Origin of the sequence: Geomonas oryzae (assembly GCF_004117875.1) — a bacterium.
Lineage (GTDB): Bacteria > Desulfobacterota > Desulfuromonadia > Geobacterales > Geobacteraceae > Geomonas > Geomonas oryzae.
Window position 1 is genome coordinate 288688 of record NZ_RAHW01000005.1, and the last position, 17004, is coordinate 305691.

At 60.5% G+C, this 17004-nt stretch carries 12 protein-coding genes; 11 read left to right on the forward strand and 1 reads right to left on the reverse strand.

Annotated elements, in window-relative coordinates; all coding sequences use genetic code 11:
* The first annotated feature begins 92 nt into the window (after nt 1-92).
* The 5 genes from D6Z24_RS14375 (at nt 93) to D6Z24_RS14395 (ending at nt 9599) form a co-directional block, all read left to right on the forward strand.
* A complete protein-coding gene (locus D6Z24_RS14375) occupies nt 93-1373 on the forward strand; it encodes a lactate racemase domain-containing protein (RefSeq protein WP_129127289.1) in 1281 nt (426 codons plus the stop codon).
* 68 nt (nt 1374-1441) lie between these two features.
* Nucleotides 1442-2818 (forward strand): FAD-binding oxidoreductase, encoded by a 1377-nt coding sequence (locus D6Z24_RS14380; protein WP_129127290.1) that lies wholly within the window; start codon nt 1442-1444, stop codon nt 2816-2818.
* A gap of 114 nt (nt 2819-2932) precedes the next feature.
* Nucleotides 2933-4213 carry a (Fe-S)-binding protein gene (locus D6Z24_RS14385; protein WP_129127291.1) on the forward strand — a complete coding sequence of 427 codons (1281 nt, stop codon included), beginning with the start codon at nt 2933-2935 and terminating at the stop codon, nt 4211-4213.
* Between the two features lie 614 nt (nt 4214-4827).
* On the forward strand, nt 4828-6552 hold the full coding sequence (locus tag D6Z24_RS14390) for an acyl-CoA carboxylase subunit beta (protein ID WP_129127292.1): 1725 nt from the start codon (nt 4828-4830) through the stop codon (nt 6550-6552).
* A gap of 146 nt (nt 6553-6698) precedes the next feature.
* Nucleotides 6699-9599 (forward strand): ATP-binding protein, encoded by a 2901-nt coding sequence (locus D6Z24_RS14395; RefSeq protein WP_129127293.1) that lies wholly within the window; start codon nt 6699-6701, stop codon nt 9597-9599.
* Nucleotides 9600-9709: 110 nt separating this feature from the next.
* On the opposite strand, the gene D6Z24_RS14400 is transcribed toward D6Z24_RS14395, so the two are convergent.
* A complete protein-coding gene (locus D6Z24_RS14400) occupies nt 9710-9913 on the reverse strand; it encodes a hypothetical protein (protein ID WP_129127294.1) in 204 nt (67 codons plus the stop codon).
* 415 nt (nt 9914-10328) lie between these two features.
* Between D6Z24_RS14400 and D6Z24_RS14405 the strand changes: the two genes are divergently transcribed.
* The 6 genes from D6Z24_RS14405 (at nt 10329) to D6Z24_RS14430 (ending at nt 16904) form a co-directional block, all read left to right on the forward strand.
* On the forward strand, nt 10329-11981 hold the full coding sequence (locus D6Z24_RS14405) for an acyl-CoA mutase large subunit family protein (RefSeq protein WP_129127295.1): 1653 nt from the start codon (nt 10329-10331) through the stop codon (nt 11979-11981).
* A 258-nt stretch (nt 11982-12239) separates the two neighbouring features.
* Nucleotides 12240-12653 carry a methylmalonyl-CoA epimerase gene (mce, locus tag D6Z24_RS14410; protein WP_129127296.1) on the forward strand — a complete coding sequence of 138 codons (414 nt, stop codon included), beginning with the start codon at nt 12240-12242 and terminating at the stop codon, nt 12651-12653.
* Between the two features lie 334 nt (nt 12654-12987).
* Complete coding sequence (locus D6Z24_RS14415; RefSeq protein WP_129127297.1) at nt 12988-14349, forward strand: porin; 1362 nt, start codon at nt 12988-12990, stop codon at nt 14347-14349.
* A gap of 287 nt (nt 14350-14636) precedes the next feature.
* Nucleotides 14637-14912 (forward strand): hypothetical protein, encoded by a 276-nt coding sequence (locus D6Z24_RS14420; protein ID WP_129127298.1) that lies wholly within the window; start codon nt 14637-14639, stop codon nt 14910-14912.
* 57 nt (nt 14913-14969) lie between these two features.
* The gene (locus D6Z24_RS14425; protein ID WP_129127299.1) at nt 14970-15257 is read left to right on the forward strand and encodes a hypothetical protein; all 288 of its coding nucleotides are present in this window, start codon (nt 14970-14972) and stop codon (nt 15255-15257) included.
* A 180-nt stretch (nt 15258-15437) separates the two neighbouring features.
* A complete protein-coding gene (locus D6Z24_RS14430) occupies nt 15438-16904 on the forward strand; it encodes a hypothetical protein (RefSeq protein ID WP_129127300.1) in 1467 nt (488 codons plus the stop codon).
* The last annotated feature ends 100 nt before the right edge of the window (nt 16905-17004 follow it).

The following is a 17004-nucleotide window of genomic DNA, read 5'->3' on the forward strand; positions in this document are numbered from 1 at the left end:
AACACAATCGCCATGGCCGTATCTATGCCAGTCACTTCAGTTCCTTATCCAATAACAGGATCCGGTAAACAGTTGCTTAACGGAGGTCGAATATGTATCATAACCCGATGCTTGATCTTAAATGCGGCGATCACAGCTATCCTTTGCATCTTGCTCCGGAACACGTCCTTTCCGTGCTGCGCCCCCGCCCCTGCACTCCAGAGGGAACGCCGGCCGAGTTGGTCGAGCGTGCGCTTGATGCCTGCGCCGGGATTCTCGCGGACTTCGCCCCGGGCGAGAGGGTGGTGATCGTCACCTCAGACGTCACCCGCCCCACCGGAAGCGATATCTACCTCCCCTTGCTTGTCTCCAGACTGAACGCCGCCGGAATCAGGGACCGCGACATCGAGATCGTCGTCGCACTCGGGATACACCGCAAGCAGACCGCGGCGGAGCACAAGAGGATCGTCGGCGAGCTCTACGGCCGGATCCGGGTCACCGACCACGACTGCGACGACCCCGGCGAACTCGTTTACCTGGGCGACACCTCGCGCGGCGTTCCCGTCGAAATCAACCGGCGCGTCGCCGAAGCGGACCGGCTCATCCTGACCGGAGCCGTTACCTTTCACTACTTCGCCGGGTTTGGCGGCGGCCGCAAGAGCATGCTCCCAGGCGTGTCCAGCCGCAAAAGCTGCATGGCGAGCCATTTTTCGGTCCTGAACCCGGACGAGGGTAGCGGCCGGCATCCCAAGGCCGTGACCGGAAACCTGGAGGGGAATCCGGTGCACGAGGCGATGCTTGAGGCGTGCGCCATGCGGCCTCCGAGTTTCATCCTCAACACCGTGCTGGGCGGCGACAAGGAGATCATCGCCGCCTTCGCCGGAGACTGGCGCGAGGCCCACGGCGCCGGATGCCGTTTCTACGCCGAGACCTTCTCGGCCCCCATCGCTGAACAAGCGGACCTCGTGGTGGTTTCCTGCGGCGGCTTTCCCAAGGACATCAACCTTATCCAGGCCCACAAGTCGATGGCATACGCGAGCCGGGCGCTCAAGCCGGGCGGGGTCATGATCCTTTTGGCCGAGTGCCGCGACGGCTACGGCAACGCCACCTTTTTCAACTGGTTCGGCTACGACACCTGCGCCGAACTGGAGTCCGCCCTCAGGAAACGCTACGAGATCAACGGACAGACGGCTTGGTCGGTGAAGGAGAAAGCGGAGCGCTTCCGCATCGTGCTCGTCTCCGTCCTGCCCGATGAAGAGGTGCACACCATGGGGATGATTCCGGCCGCGACGCTTGATGCGGCGCTCGACGTCGCACGCCCCATGCTCCCGGAACGATTCAAGGCGTACGTGATCCCGGCAGGGGGAACGGTACTGCCCGTGCTGAATATTTAGAAAATGAAATCCCCCTCTCGGCTTCCACACCACAGTCGGGAGGAGCTATGAACGAAAGGAAATCTTGAATGCTAGACGCAAGCGTATTGAAGCAATTGACAGATATCGTCGGTGCAGAGAACATCGCCACCGGAACCCAGGACCTCATCTGCTACGGCTATGACGCGACCCAGATGGAGTTCCTTCCCGACGCCGTGGTGCATCCTGACAGCGCCGAAGAGGTCTCGAAGATCCTCAAGCTCGCCAACGAACTGAAGCTCCCGGTCTTCCCGCGCGGTGCCGGCAGCGGCTTCACCGGAGGCGCCCTCCCGAAGGGGGGGGGTATCGTACTCGTCACCACGAGGATGAACCGCATCCTCAGGATCGACACCGACAACCTGGTGGCGGAAGTCGAGCCGGGTGTCGTCACCGAGGCGTTCCAGATGGCGGTCGAGAAGCTCGGGCTTTTCTACCCGCCCGATCCCGCTTCCCTCAAGTTCTCTACCCTGGGGGGGAACGTCGCCGAATGCGCCGGCGGCCCGCGTGCCGTCAAATACGGCGTCACCAAGGACTTCGTGATGGGGCTCGAAGTGGTGCTCCCGACCGGCGCGATCATCCGCACCGGGGGCGAGACGGTGAAGGGTGTCGTCGGTTACGACCTGACCAAACTCCTGTGCGGCTCGGAAGGAACGCTCGGCGTGATCACCAAGATCATCTTCAAGCTCCTTCCCTACCCCGACGCCAAGAAAACCATGCTCACCGTCTTCGACTCCATCGACGGTGCGGCGCGCGCGGTGTCGACGATCATCAAGAACAAGATCATCCCGACCACGCTGGAATTCATGGACCATCCGACGCTCACCTGCGTCGAGCGCCGCTTCAACCTCGGCATGCCCGACACCGCGCGGGCGGTGCTCCTGATCGAGGTGGACGGCGACCGCGACCTGATCGAGAAGCAGGCAGGAGAGATCCACAAGCTGATCGAGCCCCTCGGGCTCGTGCAGTTCAGGGTGGCGAAGGACGCCGCCGAGAGCGAGGAACTCTGGAAGGTGCGCCGCCTGGTCTCCCCGTCCCTGCGCGACGTGAACCCGGACAAGTTCAACGAGGACATCGTGGTGCCCAGAAGCAAGGTACCCGACGTGATCCGGCGCATCGAGGCGATCCAGAAGCTCTACGACATCCCCATCGTCAACTTCGGGCACGCAGGCGACGGCAACATCCACGTGAACATCATGATCGACAAGAGCGTGCCGGGGCAGTTAGAGAAGGCGCACGAGGCGATCAAGGAAGTGTTCCAGGCGGCGCTCGACCTGGGCGGCACCATGTCCGGCGAGCACGGCGTGGGGCTTGCGAAGCAGCCCTACATACCGATGGAGCTTAACGCCGAGCAGATAACCGCCATGAAGGCGATCAAGAGCGCCCTCGACCCGAACAACATCCTTAATCCGGGCAAGATGCTGCCGTAGAGACAGTGAACAATTGACAATTGACGATGGACAATGGACGATGCGGGTGTCCCATGATTCCCAGGCCTCCCACAAGTCCATAGCTCCCATTGCTCCAAAAGAGAGAACCCCAGCATGACCAAGAAGCAAACCGACCCGCTCGAGCGGGTAGCTCAAGACATGAAGAAATGCGTGAAGTGCGGCGCCTGCCGCGCCAACTGCCCCGCCTTCAGCACCTTCCAGCGCGAACCGGCGACGGCGCGCGGCAAGGTCGCTCTGGCGCAGCACCTGGCAAAGGGTGACATCACCCTCGACGACGGCACCTACGCGGCCATGTCCAAGTGCCTTCTGTGCGGCAGTTGCGTCGACAAGTGCCCGAACCAGGTCCCCACCGACGAGATCGTCATCGCGGCAAGAGAGGCGCTCGCGCAGCGCCGCGGTCTCACCACCTTCCACAAGGCGGTGGGACAGGTGATCAGAAACCGCAAGCTGATGAACTTCGGTGCGCTCGCCGCAGCGGTGCTGGGCCCGATCTTCTTCAGGAAGGTACCCTCCACCTCGGGCCTCAGGCTACGCTTCCCCATGCCGTTTTTGGGTGGGAGCCGTCACGTCCCGCAGATCGCCAAAAAGCCGTTTATGAAACGCCACCCCGAGGTGATCAAGGGTGAGCCCGGCAAACCGACCATCGTCTTCTTCGTCGGGTGCATGACAAACTTCGTCTACACCGAGATCGGCGAGGCGACGCTCGCCCTCTTCCGGCATCTGGGGTGCACGGTCATCATCCCGCAGGGACAGCAGTGCTGCGGCCTCCCCGGCATGTCCGGCGGCGACCTCAACACGGTGCGCGAACTGGCCGAGCAGAACCTGGCGGCACTGGAGAAGTACCCGGCTGACTACGTGATGACCGCCTGCGCCACCTGCGGCGGCGCACTGCACAAGCTCTATCCGCTGGTGATCGGAAAAAGGAACCCGGAGCTGAAAGCCCGCCTGCAGGCGCTCGCGGACCGGACCGTCGACGCCGCCGTGTTGCTGCAGAAACTCGGCTTGCATCCCGAGGAGACCGGCGCCGCGGAGGGGATGCGCATCACCTATCACGATCCCTGCCACCACAGGACCGCAGGGATCGCCAAGCAGCCGCGTGCCCTTTTGAAGGACACACCGGGATTGGAGCTGGTCGAGATGGAGGGCGCGGACCGCTGCTGCGGCCTGGGCGGGACCTTCAACGTCTACCATTACGAGAGTTCGCTCGACATCAACGCCGGCAAGAGCGCGGCCATCATCGAGACCGGCGCCGACGCCGTGGTCACCGGCTGCCCCGGATGCATCATGCAACTCTCCGACGGCCTGAAACAGGCCGGAGATAAAACGAGGGTATTACATACCGTCGAGCTTTTGGCGCGCAAAATCAGGAGCTGACAGGCACCCCCTGTCAGCTTTTCCTCCCCTCCTCACCCTCCTAATTTTTTACTCTCCCTATAACCACCGTATTTCCAGCACTTTGGCCGTATACACGCTTTTTCTTATTGACTTTTTTACAGCAAAACCTTATGAAGGGTACGCGCCTAAAAAGTAAAACAATAGTTCGTTTTACAATGCCTCATTAGCTGTTCCGGCGCAACCAGGCCAGGTTCCATCAGCCCGAATGCTCTTTTAGTTAAAATGAAATTTCGAGGGCTGCACGATATGTGAAAAGGACGCTCCAACTGCCCGGCCAACAGTACCTTTCTTCGCCGCACCACCCCTTCTGATTTACCAAAAGCCACCAATATCGCAGCATTAGCCTCCGGATCGTGCCGCAGCCCCGCCTCCGCACGAAGGACGGCGACCGCCGTGTTCCAACCGGCGGTTTCAGGCAGCCTAAAACGGGCAGCCGCGGAAATAGCCTCCCTTACCGCCCGGAGGTTGACGTTTTCGATAACTGACGAACCAAAGTGCAACACTTTTTTAATATCAAACCAGGAGGAAGTAGATGAGCTGCGCTGCACCCCCGAAACAGATGGAAAATCACAACGCCAGGAAGGATGCCACCAATGTCGAATAAAATGATCAAGCCCTCACTGAAAAACCCGTTTGACGTAGCGGAGAAGGTTGAATTCAACATCCCTGGCGAGATTTCCCGTGCCACGGGCGGCTATGAGGAGGCGATGAAGGAAGGTTACGACCTGATCCAGCGCCCCGTGAAGTCGGTGAGCATCGACCAGATCGAGAAACAGCACTTTAAAAAACGTATGACGGTGTGGGAGAGGATCCGCGTCCTCACCGAAGAGGAGCCGAACATCCTGTTCCAGAACTGGGGCAAGAACCTCGACGGCGCTTCGCTCGTCACCGGCATCCTCAACATCCACGGCCGCGACGTCGCCGTGTACGGCCACGACTTCACGGTCCGCGCCGGCTCCATGGACGCGACCAACGGCAACAAGCTGGCCCGTCTCTTCTACATGGCGGGCGAGAAGGGGATCCCGGTCATCGGCATGAACGACTCCGCGGGCGCCTTCGTTCCCGCAGGCGTCGGCGGCCTCGACGGCTACGCCGAGGCGTTCACCGCGCTCAGGAAGATCTCCGGCGTGGTCCCCTCCATCATGTGCATGTTCGGCTTCAACGCGGGCGGCGGTTCCTACCTGCCGCGCCAGGGGAGCTTCGTGATCCAGCCGAAGGACACCTTCTTCGGCCTCACCGGCCCGGGCGTCGTCAAGAGCGTCCTCGGCGAGGACGTAACCCCGGAGGACCTCGGCGGACCTAAGGTGCACGGCCAGTCCGGCGTCGCCGACTTGACCGTGGAGGACGAGGTGGGAGCTTTGAGGACCGCGATCATGCTCCTCAACTACCTCCCGGACAACAACTCGGTGATGGCACCCTACCAGGAGACCAGCGATCCGCTGGACAGAAAGACCTGGGAGATCAACACCCTTCTCAAGAAGGCGTTCAACTCCCCGACCGGCTTCAACACGCCGTTCGACGTCTCCATCATCATCCAGCAGATCTGCGACCACGGCGACTACTTCGAGATGCAGCGCGACCGCGCCCGTAACGTCGTCACCGCCTTCGGCCGCCTGGGCGGCAACGTGGTCGGCTTCGTCGCCAACAACTCGGCGGTCGACTCCGGCCAGATCGACTGCGACGCGGCTTACAAGATCGCCCGCTTCAACCGTTTCTGCAACATCTACAACATCCCGATGATCTTCATGGAGGACACCACCGGCTTCCTCCCCGGCCGCGAGCAGGAAGCCCGCGGCATCGTGCAGGCCGGGCGCGCCATGCTCGACTCCATCGTCGACATCCGCACTCCGCGCATCCTTTTGATCCTCAGGAACGCCTACGGCGGCGCCTACGCCTCCTACAACAACTACCCGACAGGCGCCGACCTGGTCTTGGCCCTCCCCACCACCCGCCTCGCCGTCATGGGCCCGGCCGGCAAAGAGTTCGTCTACAAGGACGAGCTCAGGAAGGTCAGAAATGCCGTGATCGAGCGCGTGAAGCGCGGCACCCAGGAGAGGATCGACGCCGGCGTGAAACCGGAAGCCGCCAAGGCCGACGCCGAGAAGGAAGCCGCTGAATGGCTCAAGGCCGAGGAGGCCCTCCTCAACTCCCGTTACGAGAAGGAACTGATGAACCCGAAAGAGGCCCTTTCCCTGGGCTCCATCTCCTCGCTGGTCATGCCGACCGACCTGAGGAAGGTGCTCGGTGAGAACATCAACTTCTTCCTGCGCCACTACAAAGCCGGCCCGATGCAGGGCGTACAGAGGGAGTTCCACTAATGGCCACTACTGACTTGGGAATTGGAATTGCGCAGGGTGGGAGCGCGGCTCCCGGGATGCCCGCAGGTTTCGCCGCTCAGGGAACGGCCGCCCTGCAGGGAGTGCGCCCCTCGACGGCGACATATAACGTAACGGAGATGAAATCGATGGCACACACGTCTGAAAAATACACCAAGAACCCGATGATCCACCGGGACCGCCGACTCGGCCTCTCGCAGTCCGCGTGGGTCCGCTCCTTCTCCTGCGAGGACCTGAAGCCCCTCATCGTCTGCCGCGGCCCGATCAGGAAAGAGGCGATGGACGTCTACCAGGAGATGGGCATCACCCACTACGGCATCCTCCTCTCCGAGAAGGACTCGATCGTCTACCCGAACGCCCTGGCCCCCGAGCTGCGCACCCTGACCGACTCCAAGCGCGTGCACCGCGTGCCCGACTACACCGGCGCCAGCAAGGAGGAGCGCGTCGAGCGCATCCACCAGATCATCAGCATCGCCATCGACAACGGCTACGACTCCATCTTCGCGGGCTACGGCTTCATGGCAGAGGACGACGAGTTCGTAGGCGCCATCGAGAAGGCGGGGCTCAACTTCATCGGTCCCTGCGCCGCGACCCAGACCGGCGCCGGCAAGAAGGACGAGGCGAAAAGGACCGCACTCTCGGTCAACGTCTCGGTCACCCCGGGTATCGACAACGTCACCGCCCGCACCCTGGTGAAGAAGCACGGCACCCGCGAGAAACTCCTGGCACTCGCAAACTCCGACGGACTCCAGTGCGATGCGAAGGTCTTGGCCGACGAGAAGCTCTCCCTTGAGGATCTTGCCGACCACATCCTGTACGCCTCCTACGCCAGGGGCGTCGACCTCTTCTCCATCGAGGAGCTCTGCGCCCAGGTCGAGGCTGAGTGCGTGGCCATGCTGAAGAAACACCCGCAATCCCGCGTCCGCCTGAAGGCGATCGGCGGCGGCGGCGGCAAAGGGCAGCGTCTCCTCGGCGCGGCGCTTCTCACCAAGAAAAACGCCTCCGACGCCGACGTCGCCAAGGCGGCGTCCGACGCCCCGGGCCTCGTGCGCGAGATCCTGAACGAGGTCAAGGCCAACGGCGTGGGCGACAACAAGAACGTCCTCATCGAGCTCAACATCGAGCAGACGAGGCACAACGAGATCCAGCTGCTAGGCAACGGCGACTGGTGCATCGCCCTCGGCGGCCGCGACTGCTCCCTGCAGATGCACGAGCAGAAGCTCCTCGAGGTTTCCGTTACCCAGGAAGGGCTCATGGCCGCCATCGAGGAAGCCAAGGCCGCCGGCCGCAAGGCCGAGGTGAAGGCGCTCGAGAGCGATCTCAAGGTACTGAAGCGGATGGAAGAGGAATCCGAGCGTTTCGGCAAGGCGGTAGGGCTTGACTCCGCCTCCACCTTCGAGTGCATCGTCGACCGCGACCGCCACTACTTCATGGAGGTCAACACGAGGATCCAGGTTGAGCACCGCGTCACCGAGCTCTGCTACGCGCTCAAGTTCGTGAACCCCGACGACGCCAACGACTTCTTCGTGGTCGAGAGCCTCGTCGAGGCGATGGCGCTCCTCGCACGCCACAAGAAGCGGGTCCCCAAACCGCAGCGCCTGGTCCGCATGAACGCCGCCGTCGAGGCGCGTCTGAACGCCACCGACGCCTCCCTCTCCCCGCACGCGGGGGGCATGATCCGTTACTGGTCCAAGCCGATCGAGGGTGAAATCCGCGACGACCAGGGTATCAGCATGCTGAACCCGGATACCGGCATCTTCATGAAGTACAAGGTGGCCGGCGCCTACGACTCCAACATCGCCCTTTTGCTCACCACCGGCGAGGACAGAAAGGCGAGCTACGACAAGATGTCCGAGGTGCTGCGCGCGACCACGCTGCGCGGCTCCGACCTCGCCACCAACCTCGAGTTCCACTACGGCCTGGTGAACTGGTTCCTCGGCAGGAACGTGATGGCGAAGCCGACCACCCGCTTCGTGGTCCCGTACCTCACCCTGGTCGGCACCCTGAAAGAGGAGGCAAACAAGCTCGATCCGGTCTACGCCTTCCTGCAGATGAAGAAGCATTACGCGAAGATGGTGGCCGACGCCTACGCCGACCAGCCCGAGGTTGCCGCGAAGGAATCGAAGAACATGTCGGCGCTTCTGGACCGCAAGGGGACCCTGATCATCCGCCCCATCGAGCGTCTGCTCGGCGACCCGCATCTTCTTTCCGGCTGGCTGTCGATCAACACCAAGAACTTCAGGATCGACAACGGCAAGGTGGTCTGGCTCAGGAACCCGGTCGGCGTCCTGAACGAGACCTACGAGTACCTGCACATGAACCACCGCCCGCACAAGCCGGCGGCGGAGATCATCTGGAGCCACGACAACGAGCTCCTGCAGCAGGCGCTGCGCTTCTCCCGCACGCTGCGCGAGAAGTTCGGCCTCGCCCGCGACGAATACTTCACCCTGAACGGGATCGTCAACAACGAGGAGCCGCAGGGGGGCTTCGACGCGGAAACCTGGCAGCAGATCCGTTCCGCCCACTTCGGGTACGAAGCGGGCCTTGAGCTTCTCGGCATGCTGTTCCTCGTCGGCCAGAACACCAAGTTCTGGGATCTGCGCGTCGAGGAGGACCTCGAGATCACCATCCCCGAGTACCTGAACGATGCGGACCTGCAGGCCCGCATGAAGAAGGTGCTGGTTCCGCCGCCGGCCACCAAGGCCGACGAGATCGTCGCGGCCTGCGGCGGCATGTACTACGCCCAGGAGGCACCGGGCATGCCGGCGTTCGTCACCGAGGGTATGCACTTCGAGAAGGGGCAGCCGCTCTACATCATCGAGGTCATGAAGATGTTCAACAAGGTGTACGCTCCCTTCTCCGGAACGATCGACAAGATCCTCGTCACCTCCGGCGACGGCACCATCGTCTCCAAGGGGCAGCCGCTCTTCAAGGTCACCCCGGACGAGAAGTTCGTCGAGGTCGACGTCAACGCCCTCGAGAAAGAGAAGCGCTCCATCACCTCCGAGTACCTGAAAGCGGTGCTCTAGGGGGTCGTCCGCACGACGCAAAAGGGCTCCGGATGAAACCATCCGGAGCCCTTTTCCTCATCGACTGACCCCGCAAAACGGCCGGGTCAGTTGTTTTTTTTGTCAGCGTATCAAGCGGCGGCGAAGCAGATGTTGTCGCCGGAGAGTGCCTCGAGGAAGGTGTCTGCAAGCGGGTCCTTCACGATGGCCATCATGCCGTGGTTGACGGACCAGGTGGTGCCGCAGGTGGGGCATTCTACGAGGTCTTCGTTGAAGGCTCCGGCACGAAGGTCCATGCCGTTGTGTTCATCGTTCTTGCATACGGGACATTGCATCTTGGTTCTCCTCCAGCCCCCGACGGGGCGCTCTTTGTTTTTTTGTCGAAGGGAACTATAGAAAGCCCGAGCTTGTTTTACAAGAGAAATAATCCGGAAAGTCGTTGTAAAACGGAATGTTATCACGGACTTCGCGTTTTGTATGACAGATCGTTATTTTACGGAATCGATCAAAAATAAAACAAGCCAAAAGGAGCCCGGCAACACACGACAAGCCAACCAGTTGTTTTACAACGATTATTGAAAACTAGATCATCATTCTAAAAATAAAACAGGTTGAGGGACCGTCCCGGCCTGAACGGGCCGGCACGGTTAACAAAAAATAATTCCCTTTCTCGTAAATTTAGCGTAAACAAAAAACGTCTTTGGACCTTACCTCTCATCACAAACACTTTGGTACCGCCAGGAGAGCAACATGAGCATTTCGGAAAAGAAGCAGGCATGGCAGGCAGCAGTTGAGAAAAGCATGGCCAAGGCGCCCGAGCGCAGGAGCTCGTTCAAGAACAGCTCCGACATGGAACTCGAGCGCTGCTACGCGCCGCAGTTCGACTACCCGGGCTACGGGGAGAACTTGGGCTTCCCCGGCCAGTACCCCTTCACACGCGGGGTGCAGCCGACCATGTACCGCGGCAGGTTCTGGACCATGCGCCAGTACGCCGGTTTCGGCAACGCCGCCGAGTCCAACGAGCGCTACAAGTACCTGCTCTCCGCCGGCCAGACCGGCCTCTCCATCGCCTTCGACCTCCCGACCCAGATGGGATACGACTCCGACGCGTCGATGAGCCGCGGCGAGGTGGGCAAGGTCGGCGTCGCCATCGACTCCCTGGCGGACATGGAGGTTCTCTTCGACGGCATCCCGCTGGACAAGGTCTCCACCTCCATGACCATCAACTCCACGGCGGCGATCCTGCTCGCCATGTACATCGCCGTCGCCGAGAAGCAGGGTGTCTCCGCGGACAAGATCTCCGGCACCATCCAAAACGACATCCTCAAGGAGTACATGGCCCGCGGCACCTACATCTATCCGCCGAAGGAGTCCATGCGCATCATCACCGACATCTTCGCCTACTGCAAAGACAACGTGCCCAAGTGGAACACGATCTCCATCTCCGGCTACCACATCCGCGAGGCGGGCTCCTCGGCAGTGCAGGAAGTAGCCTTCACCCTGGCCGACGGCATCGCATACGTCGAGGCCGCCGTCAAGGCCGGTCTGGACGTGGACGAGTTCGCGCCGCGCCTCGCGTTCTTCTTCAACTCCCATAACAACCTACTCGAAGAGGTCGCGAAGTTCCGCGCCGCCCGTCGCATGTGGAGCCGCATCATGCGCGAGCGCTTCAAGGCGAAGGACCCGCGTTCCCAGATGCTCCGTTTCCACACCCAGACCGCCGGGTGCACCCTCACCGCGCAGCAGCCCGACAACAACATCATGCGCGTTACCCTGCAGGCGCTTGCCGCAGTCCTCGGCGGCACCCAGTCGCTGCACACGAACTCCCGCGACGAGGCGCTTGCGCTTCCCACCGAGGAGTCGGTTCGCATCGCACTCAGGACCCAGCAGGTTATCGCGTACGAGTCCGGCGTCGCCGACTCCATCGACCCGCTGGCCGGTTCCTTCCTCGTCGAGTCCATGACGGACCAGATCGAGCAGCAGGCGATGGCGTACATCGAGAAGATCGACTCGCTTGGCGGCGCGGTCGAGGCGATCTCGAAGGGATTCCAGCAAAAGGAAATCCAGGACTCCGCATATGCGTACCAGCGCTCCATCGAGAAGGACGAGACCATCATCGTCGGCGTGAACAAGTTCACCGTCGAGGAAGGCGCACCGCAGGGCCTTCTGAAAGTCACCGACGAGGTGGAGGTGAAACAGAAGGAGGCGCTCGCCAGGATGAAAGGGGCCCGCGACGCCGCCAAAGTCGAGACGACGCTCAAGGCGCTGGAGCAGGCGGCCAAGGGGAGCGAGAACCTGATGCCCTTCATCCTCGACGCGGTCAAGAGCTACGCGACTCTCGGCGAGATCGCCAACGTCATGCGCGGCGTCTTCGGTATACACAGAGAAACCGTGGTCCTTTAACCACAAGCAGACATACAGTTCCTGCCGGAACAGCATCACGTTGTTCCGGCAGGATCCTTACACTTCCAAACAGTTATAACCACACGACCACGATTCTTGCCGCAGCCATTCCCGACTAAACAGTCAATGCCTGCACCCAAATACTTCCCAGGCCGCTCGCATTGAGCACTTTTTTCAAAACTGTAACTTGCACTCATTTCATTTTGCTGTACTATTTTCCGCGGTCAGATTTCTTCTGGCACGCAACAGGGGAGACGCATGCTTAACAAGATAAATCACCTCGGCGTAGCAGTGACATCAATCGAAGAAGCACTTCCTTTTTACCGCGACACCCTCGGAATGAACTTCGCAGGAATCGAAGAGGTCCCCAGCCAGCTAGTGAAGGTCGCTTTTCTATCCATCGGTGAATCGAAGATCGAACTGCTGGAGCCGACTTCTCCGGAGAGCCCGGTAGCCAAATTCCTCGAGAAGAACGGCCCCGGCGTACACCACGTGGCCTACGGCGTGAAGGATATCGAAGCGACCATCGCCAGACTGGTGGCCGGCGGCACGCGCATGATCGACACGACCCCGAGAAACGGCGCCCATGGCGCACGCATCGCCTTTCTGCACCCCAAGAGCAGTAACGGAGTGCTGACGGAACTGTGTGAGGCGCACGACGACTGTCATTGACACATGCAGGATTCGATATCTCATGAGTCGAACTTTTTTTTGTTGACATTTGTTTGAATAATTATATAGTGGCGCCAGATTTATATAACAGTGGTTTGCTCATTGGGATAGGCTGTACAGGCTGCTCTGCGTGACGTTCTGCTTTTATGTCGAGGAGATAATCGTTGCTGACTCAAAACAGCCGCGGGACACTAACACAAGAGCTCTCACATCGCCCTGTTCATTAACAGAGGCTGACACGAGGGCTCTTTTTGCGTAATGAGTTTCGCCGTTTAGGCGAAAATCGGCATAGCAGCAAATACATTGTGTTTAACAACCAACCAGGAGGTAGACAATGAGCTTTCAAAAGAAACTGCTTGCATTTGCAGCCGTAAGCGCGCTGAGCGCAGCAACCGCCGTTCCGGCAATGGCGCTGGAGAACGAGTTCCACGGGATGTTCAAGTTCATGGGGTACCAGACCAACGCACTCCAGGGCGGCGACGCTAAAGTCCTCGCATCGGACGACGCGCGTTCCGGCTTCTTCGCCGAGCAGCGCGCCCGCATCATGTACATCGCCAAGGCGAATGACAACCTGAAACTCGTTACCCACTTCGAACTCGATACCCGCTTCGGCGGCATCAAGGTCACCGACGGCAAGGGGTACAAGGGGACCTACAACGGCAACGACTCCGGCAACCTCGATGCCGACGCACTCACCCTCGAGACCAAGAACGTCTACCTCGACTTCAACTGCCCGATCACCGGCGCGAACTTCAAGGTCGGTAGCCAGCCCTGGACCGACGCATACCAGAGCCTCTTCCTTTCCGCCGACATGACCGGCGTCTACGCCACCAAGAAGTACGATGCCTTCACCGGCTCGCTCGGCTGGTTCCGTTTCGACGACAACACCCCGGCCATTGCGGCTGGCGACACGACCAACGTCGGCGCCGGCAAGTACACCGCGGACCTGATCGTCGTTGACGGCAAGTACGCCCTCAACAAGGACATCACCCTCGGGGCATCCTACTACAACATCCAGAACGACACCGCACTTACCTCCGCCACCACCACTGCTCCGACCGTGTCCATTCCGAACTACGAACTGCTCCACATGATCGGTCTGAACGCCGACATGAAATTCGGCGACGCCGTAGTGAAGCCCTTCGCCGCGTACCAGTTCGGCGAGAAGAACAGCACCACCGATATCTCCGCCTACGCGTTCGGTGCGACCGGCAAAGTCAAGGCAGGCCCTGGCTCCGTCAACTTCGCCGCTTACTACCTCTCCGGCGACAACAACAACACCGGCGACGTGAAGAGCTTCCAGACCGTCACCGCAGGCACCACCTACTTCAACGCGGCCAACATGTGGCTCCTCCAGCGTCCGAACCAGGCGATCAACACCTCCACCTCGCTGGTCGGCAACGACAACACCGCTAAAGGCCTCGGCACCACCGGCGTCTTCGCCGGCTACGAGGGGACCATGGACAAGGTCTTCTACAACGCCAACGCTGGCTACATGATGACCAACAAGAAAAACGCCGCCGGCGACAAGTCCATCGGCACCGAGATCAACGCTCAGGTCGGCTACAAACTCTACGACAACCTGTCTGCAAGCGTCGCAGGCGCTTATGTGTTCCTCGGCAACTACTTCGACGCAACCGCGCCGGACGCCGACAACCCGTACCTGTTCAACGTTCAGCTGAGCTACGCATTCTAAGAGCCAGCGAGACAAAGATCCAAAGCAAAGGGCCGGAGGGGCAACTCTCCGGCTTTTTTTATGCGCCCGCTTTGCCAGTCCGGTCCCGCTTGTCCGCTTGCCCACACCCAGTCCCGCTGGCATTTCCCCTCGCGCGCCCTTTCTAAAGGCCCTCTCTCTGAGCAAAGTCCCCATCCCTGAGCCACCGCGAACCTTTCAGCATATTTTTAAGAGCCCGAGTTGACAATGATGGGCGCTGTGGTTCAATCGTTACTTGTTTTTAATCCCAAAAAAGAAGGAGAAACCGTATGAGAAAGATGGCGATTATGTTGGCCGTCGGGCTGTCTATGCTGTCTTCGGTACCGGCTTTCGCACAAACCTCAGCCGACCAGAAGGACGAGTGCCTGCTCGCCTCGAAGAACTGCATGAACCAGGTCGACGACATCAAGCAGAGGATCTACAAGCTGAATCGGGAAATCAAAAAAGGGACCAGGGTCTACTCACCACAGGAACTTAAGAAGCTCCAGGACAAACTCAAGGAAACGAGCGACGTGCTGCGCACTCTGGAAAAACCCGACAGTTAGCGGTAAAATGTACTGGCTGGAAACCAACAACAACTGTCAAAAGGAAAGGAGCGGACTATGAGAAGGGTTATGCTGGTATTGATAGGGTCCTTGTTTCTCGCAACGAGCACAGGCACAGTCACAACCGCATTCGCCCAGCAGACTCAGGCTGAGAAGAACGAGTGCCTGCTTGCCTCCAAGAACTGCAAGGATCAGGTAGACGACATCTACAAACGGATGCAGCGCCTGGACAAGGAAATCAAAAAAGGGACCAAGGTTTATACCCCTCAGGAGCTGAAGCGCCTGCAGGAGAAACTCGCCGAGACACAGCAGACCTTGAAAGACCTGGAAAAACCGGGCCATTGATGCTGTCTTTGGACAATCTGACTAGTTGAAAAGGGCGGGCCTTGGGCCCGCTTTTTTCGTATCTCCACCCCGCCATTTCTCCCTGCAAAACTGCGCCCAGCAAGGTGCGAAACAGTTTGACTATCGCATATCGCTCTGCGATAATTCGGCGTCTTAAATTCACCCGAAAGCGGAGCAATCATGAAAAGATCCCTCGTCGCAACACTGGTTCTCCTGAGCGCACTGCTCGCCGCCACCGCAGCCTCCGCCGGCACCATCCGCGCCTATATTGCCGACTTCGCCGTATCCCCGGCCGACACGGCCAACCTGAAACCGACCCTGCAGCGCCTGCTGGCCACCCGTATCGCCGGCGACGGGCTCGTCACCGTCGACAGTGCCGCCGAAGCGGACGTGATCGTCTCCGGGAGCTACGTCACCCTGGGCAAGATGTTCAGCCTCGACGTGATCGCCAAGAACGCTTCCGGCAAGCAGGTGGCCGCTGCCTTCGAGCAGGGGGAGAGCGTGGACGCGCTTATCCCGGCCATCGGCAAGCTCTCCGCCAAAATCAAGGGCGACATCCTGAGCCAGGTAAAGGCCCCGGCGGCACCCCCCGCCCCGGCGGCAGCACAGGTGGCACCGAGCGCCGAGATCATCAGGAAGCCGGCCTCCGCCGAAATCGTCAAGGCCCCGTCCGCCGAGATCGTGCGCAACGAGGCTATGCCCGGCTGGTACAGCCAGCGCATCACCGGCGTTATGAGCGGCATCGCCACCTGGGGGACCAAGGACGTCGTCGTAGCCGACAACAACGGCATCCGCGTCTACCGTCCCGGCGCCAAACTGGACCTGGTGACCGAAGCGGCCATCCCGGACCGGATGAAGATCCTGGGCGTCGACGCAATGGGGCCCGAGGCGAGCGGACGCGTCCTCATCTTCGTGACCATCATAGATCGCGAGACCGTCGCCTCCAGGATCTACGCCCTGCAAAACGACACCCTGAAACTCGTGGCGGAGGAGATCCCGTACATGTTCCGCGCCCTGTCGCCCTATGGGGGCGCCAAGAAGGTCTACGCCCAGCAGATGGGACGTTCCGAGGACTTCTACGGCGACGTGTACGAAGCGAGCATCGTCGATGGTGGTGTGAAGCTCGCAAACCCCATCAAGATGCCGCGCTACGCGAACATCTTCAATTTCAACATGTTCCGAGACAAAAGCGGCAAATCCTACCTGACCGCCTTCAGCGAAAGCGGCTATCTGCTGGTCTACTCCGACACCGGAGAAGAGATCTGGAGAAGCAGCGACAAGCTGGGGGGCTCGGAGACCTACTTCCAGAAGAAGGATGCCGACGAAAGAAACACCGGCACCCCCTTCCGCACCCGCTTCATCGACCAGCGCATCGTGGTGACCGACAAGGGAGACGTGATCGTGCCGCAAAACAGCGGCTTCTTCGTGCTCGGCAACCTCCGTTCCTACTCCAAGTACTCGATCGTTTCCTTGGCCTGGAACGGCTCCTCCCTCGAAGAGAGCTGGCGCACCAAGCAAAGCCAGAACTACCTGGCCGACTGGGCCTACAACGCGGCAGCCAAGGAACTCACCCTCCTCGAGGTCGCCCAGAAGGGGACCTTCGGCGGCAAGGGGGGCAGCGTGGTGCGCGTTCTCGGCGTCGAGTAGCTCAAACGGCGGGGGGAATGGTCTTGACTTCCCCCCGCCATACTGTTACGATTCCTCGCTTTCTTGCCACATTTAGCCGGACTGCCGGTACTCCCGGACG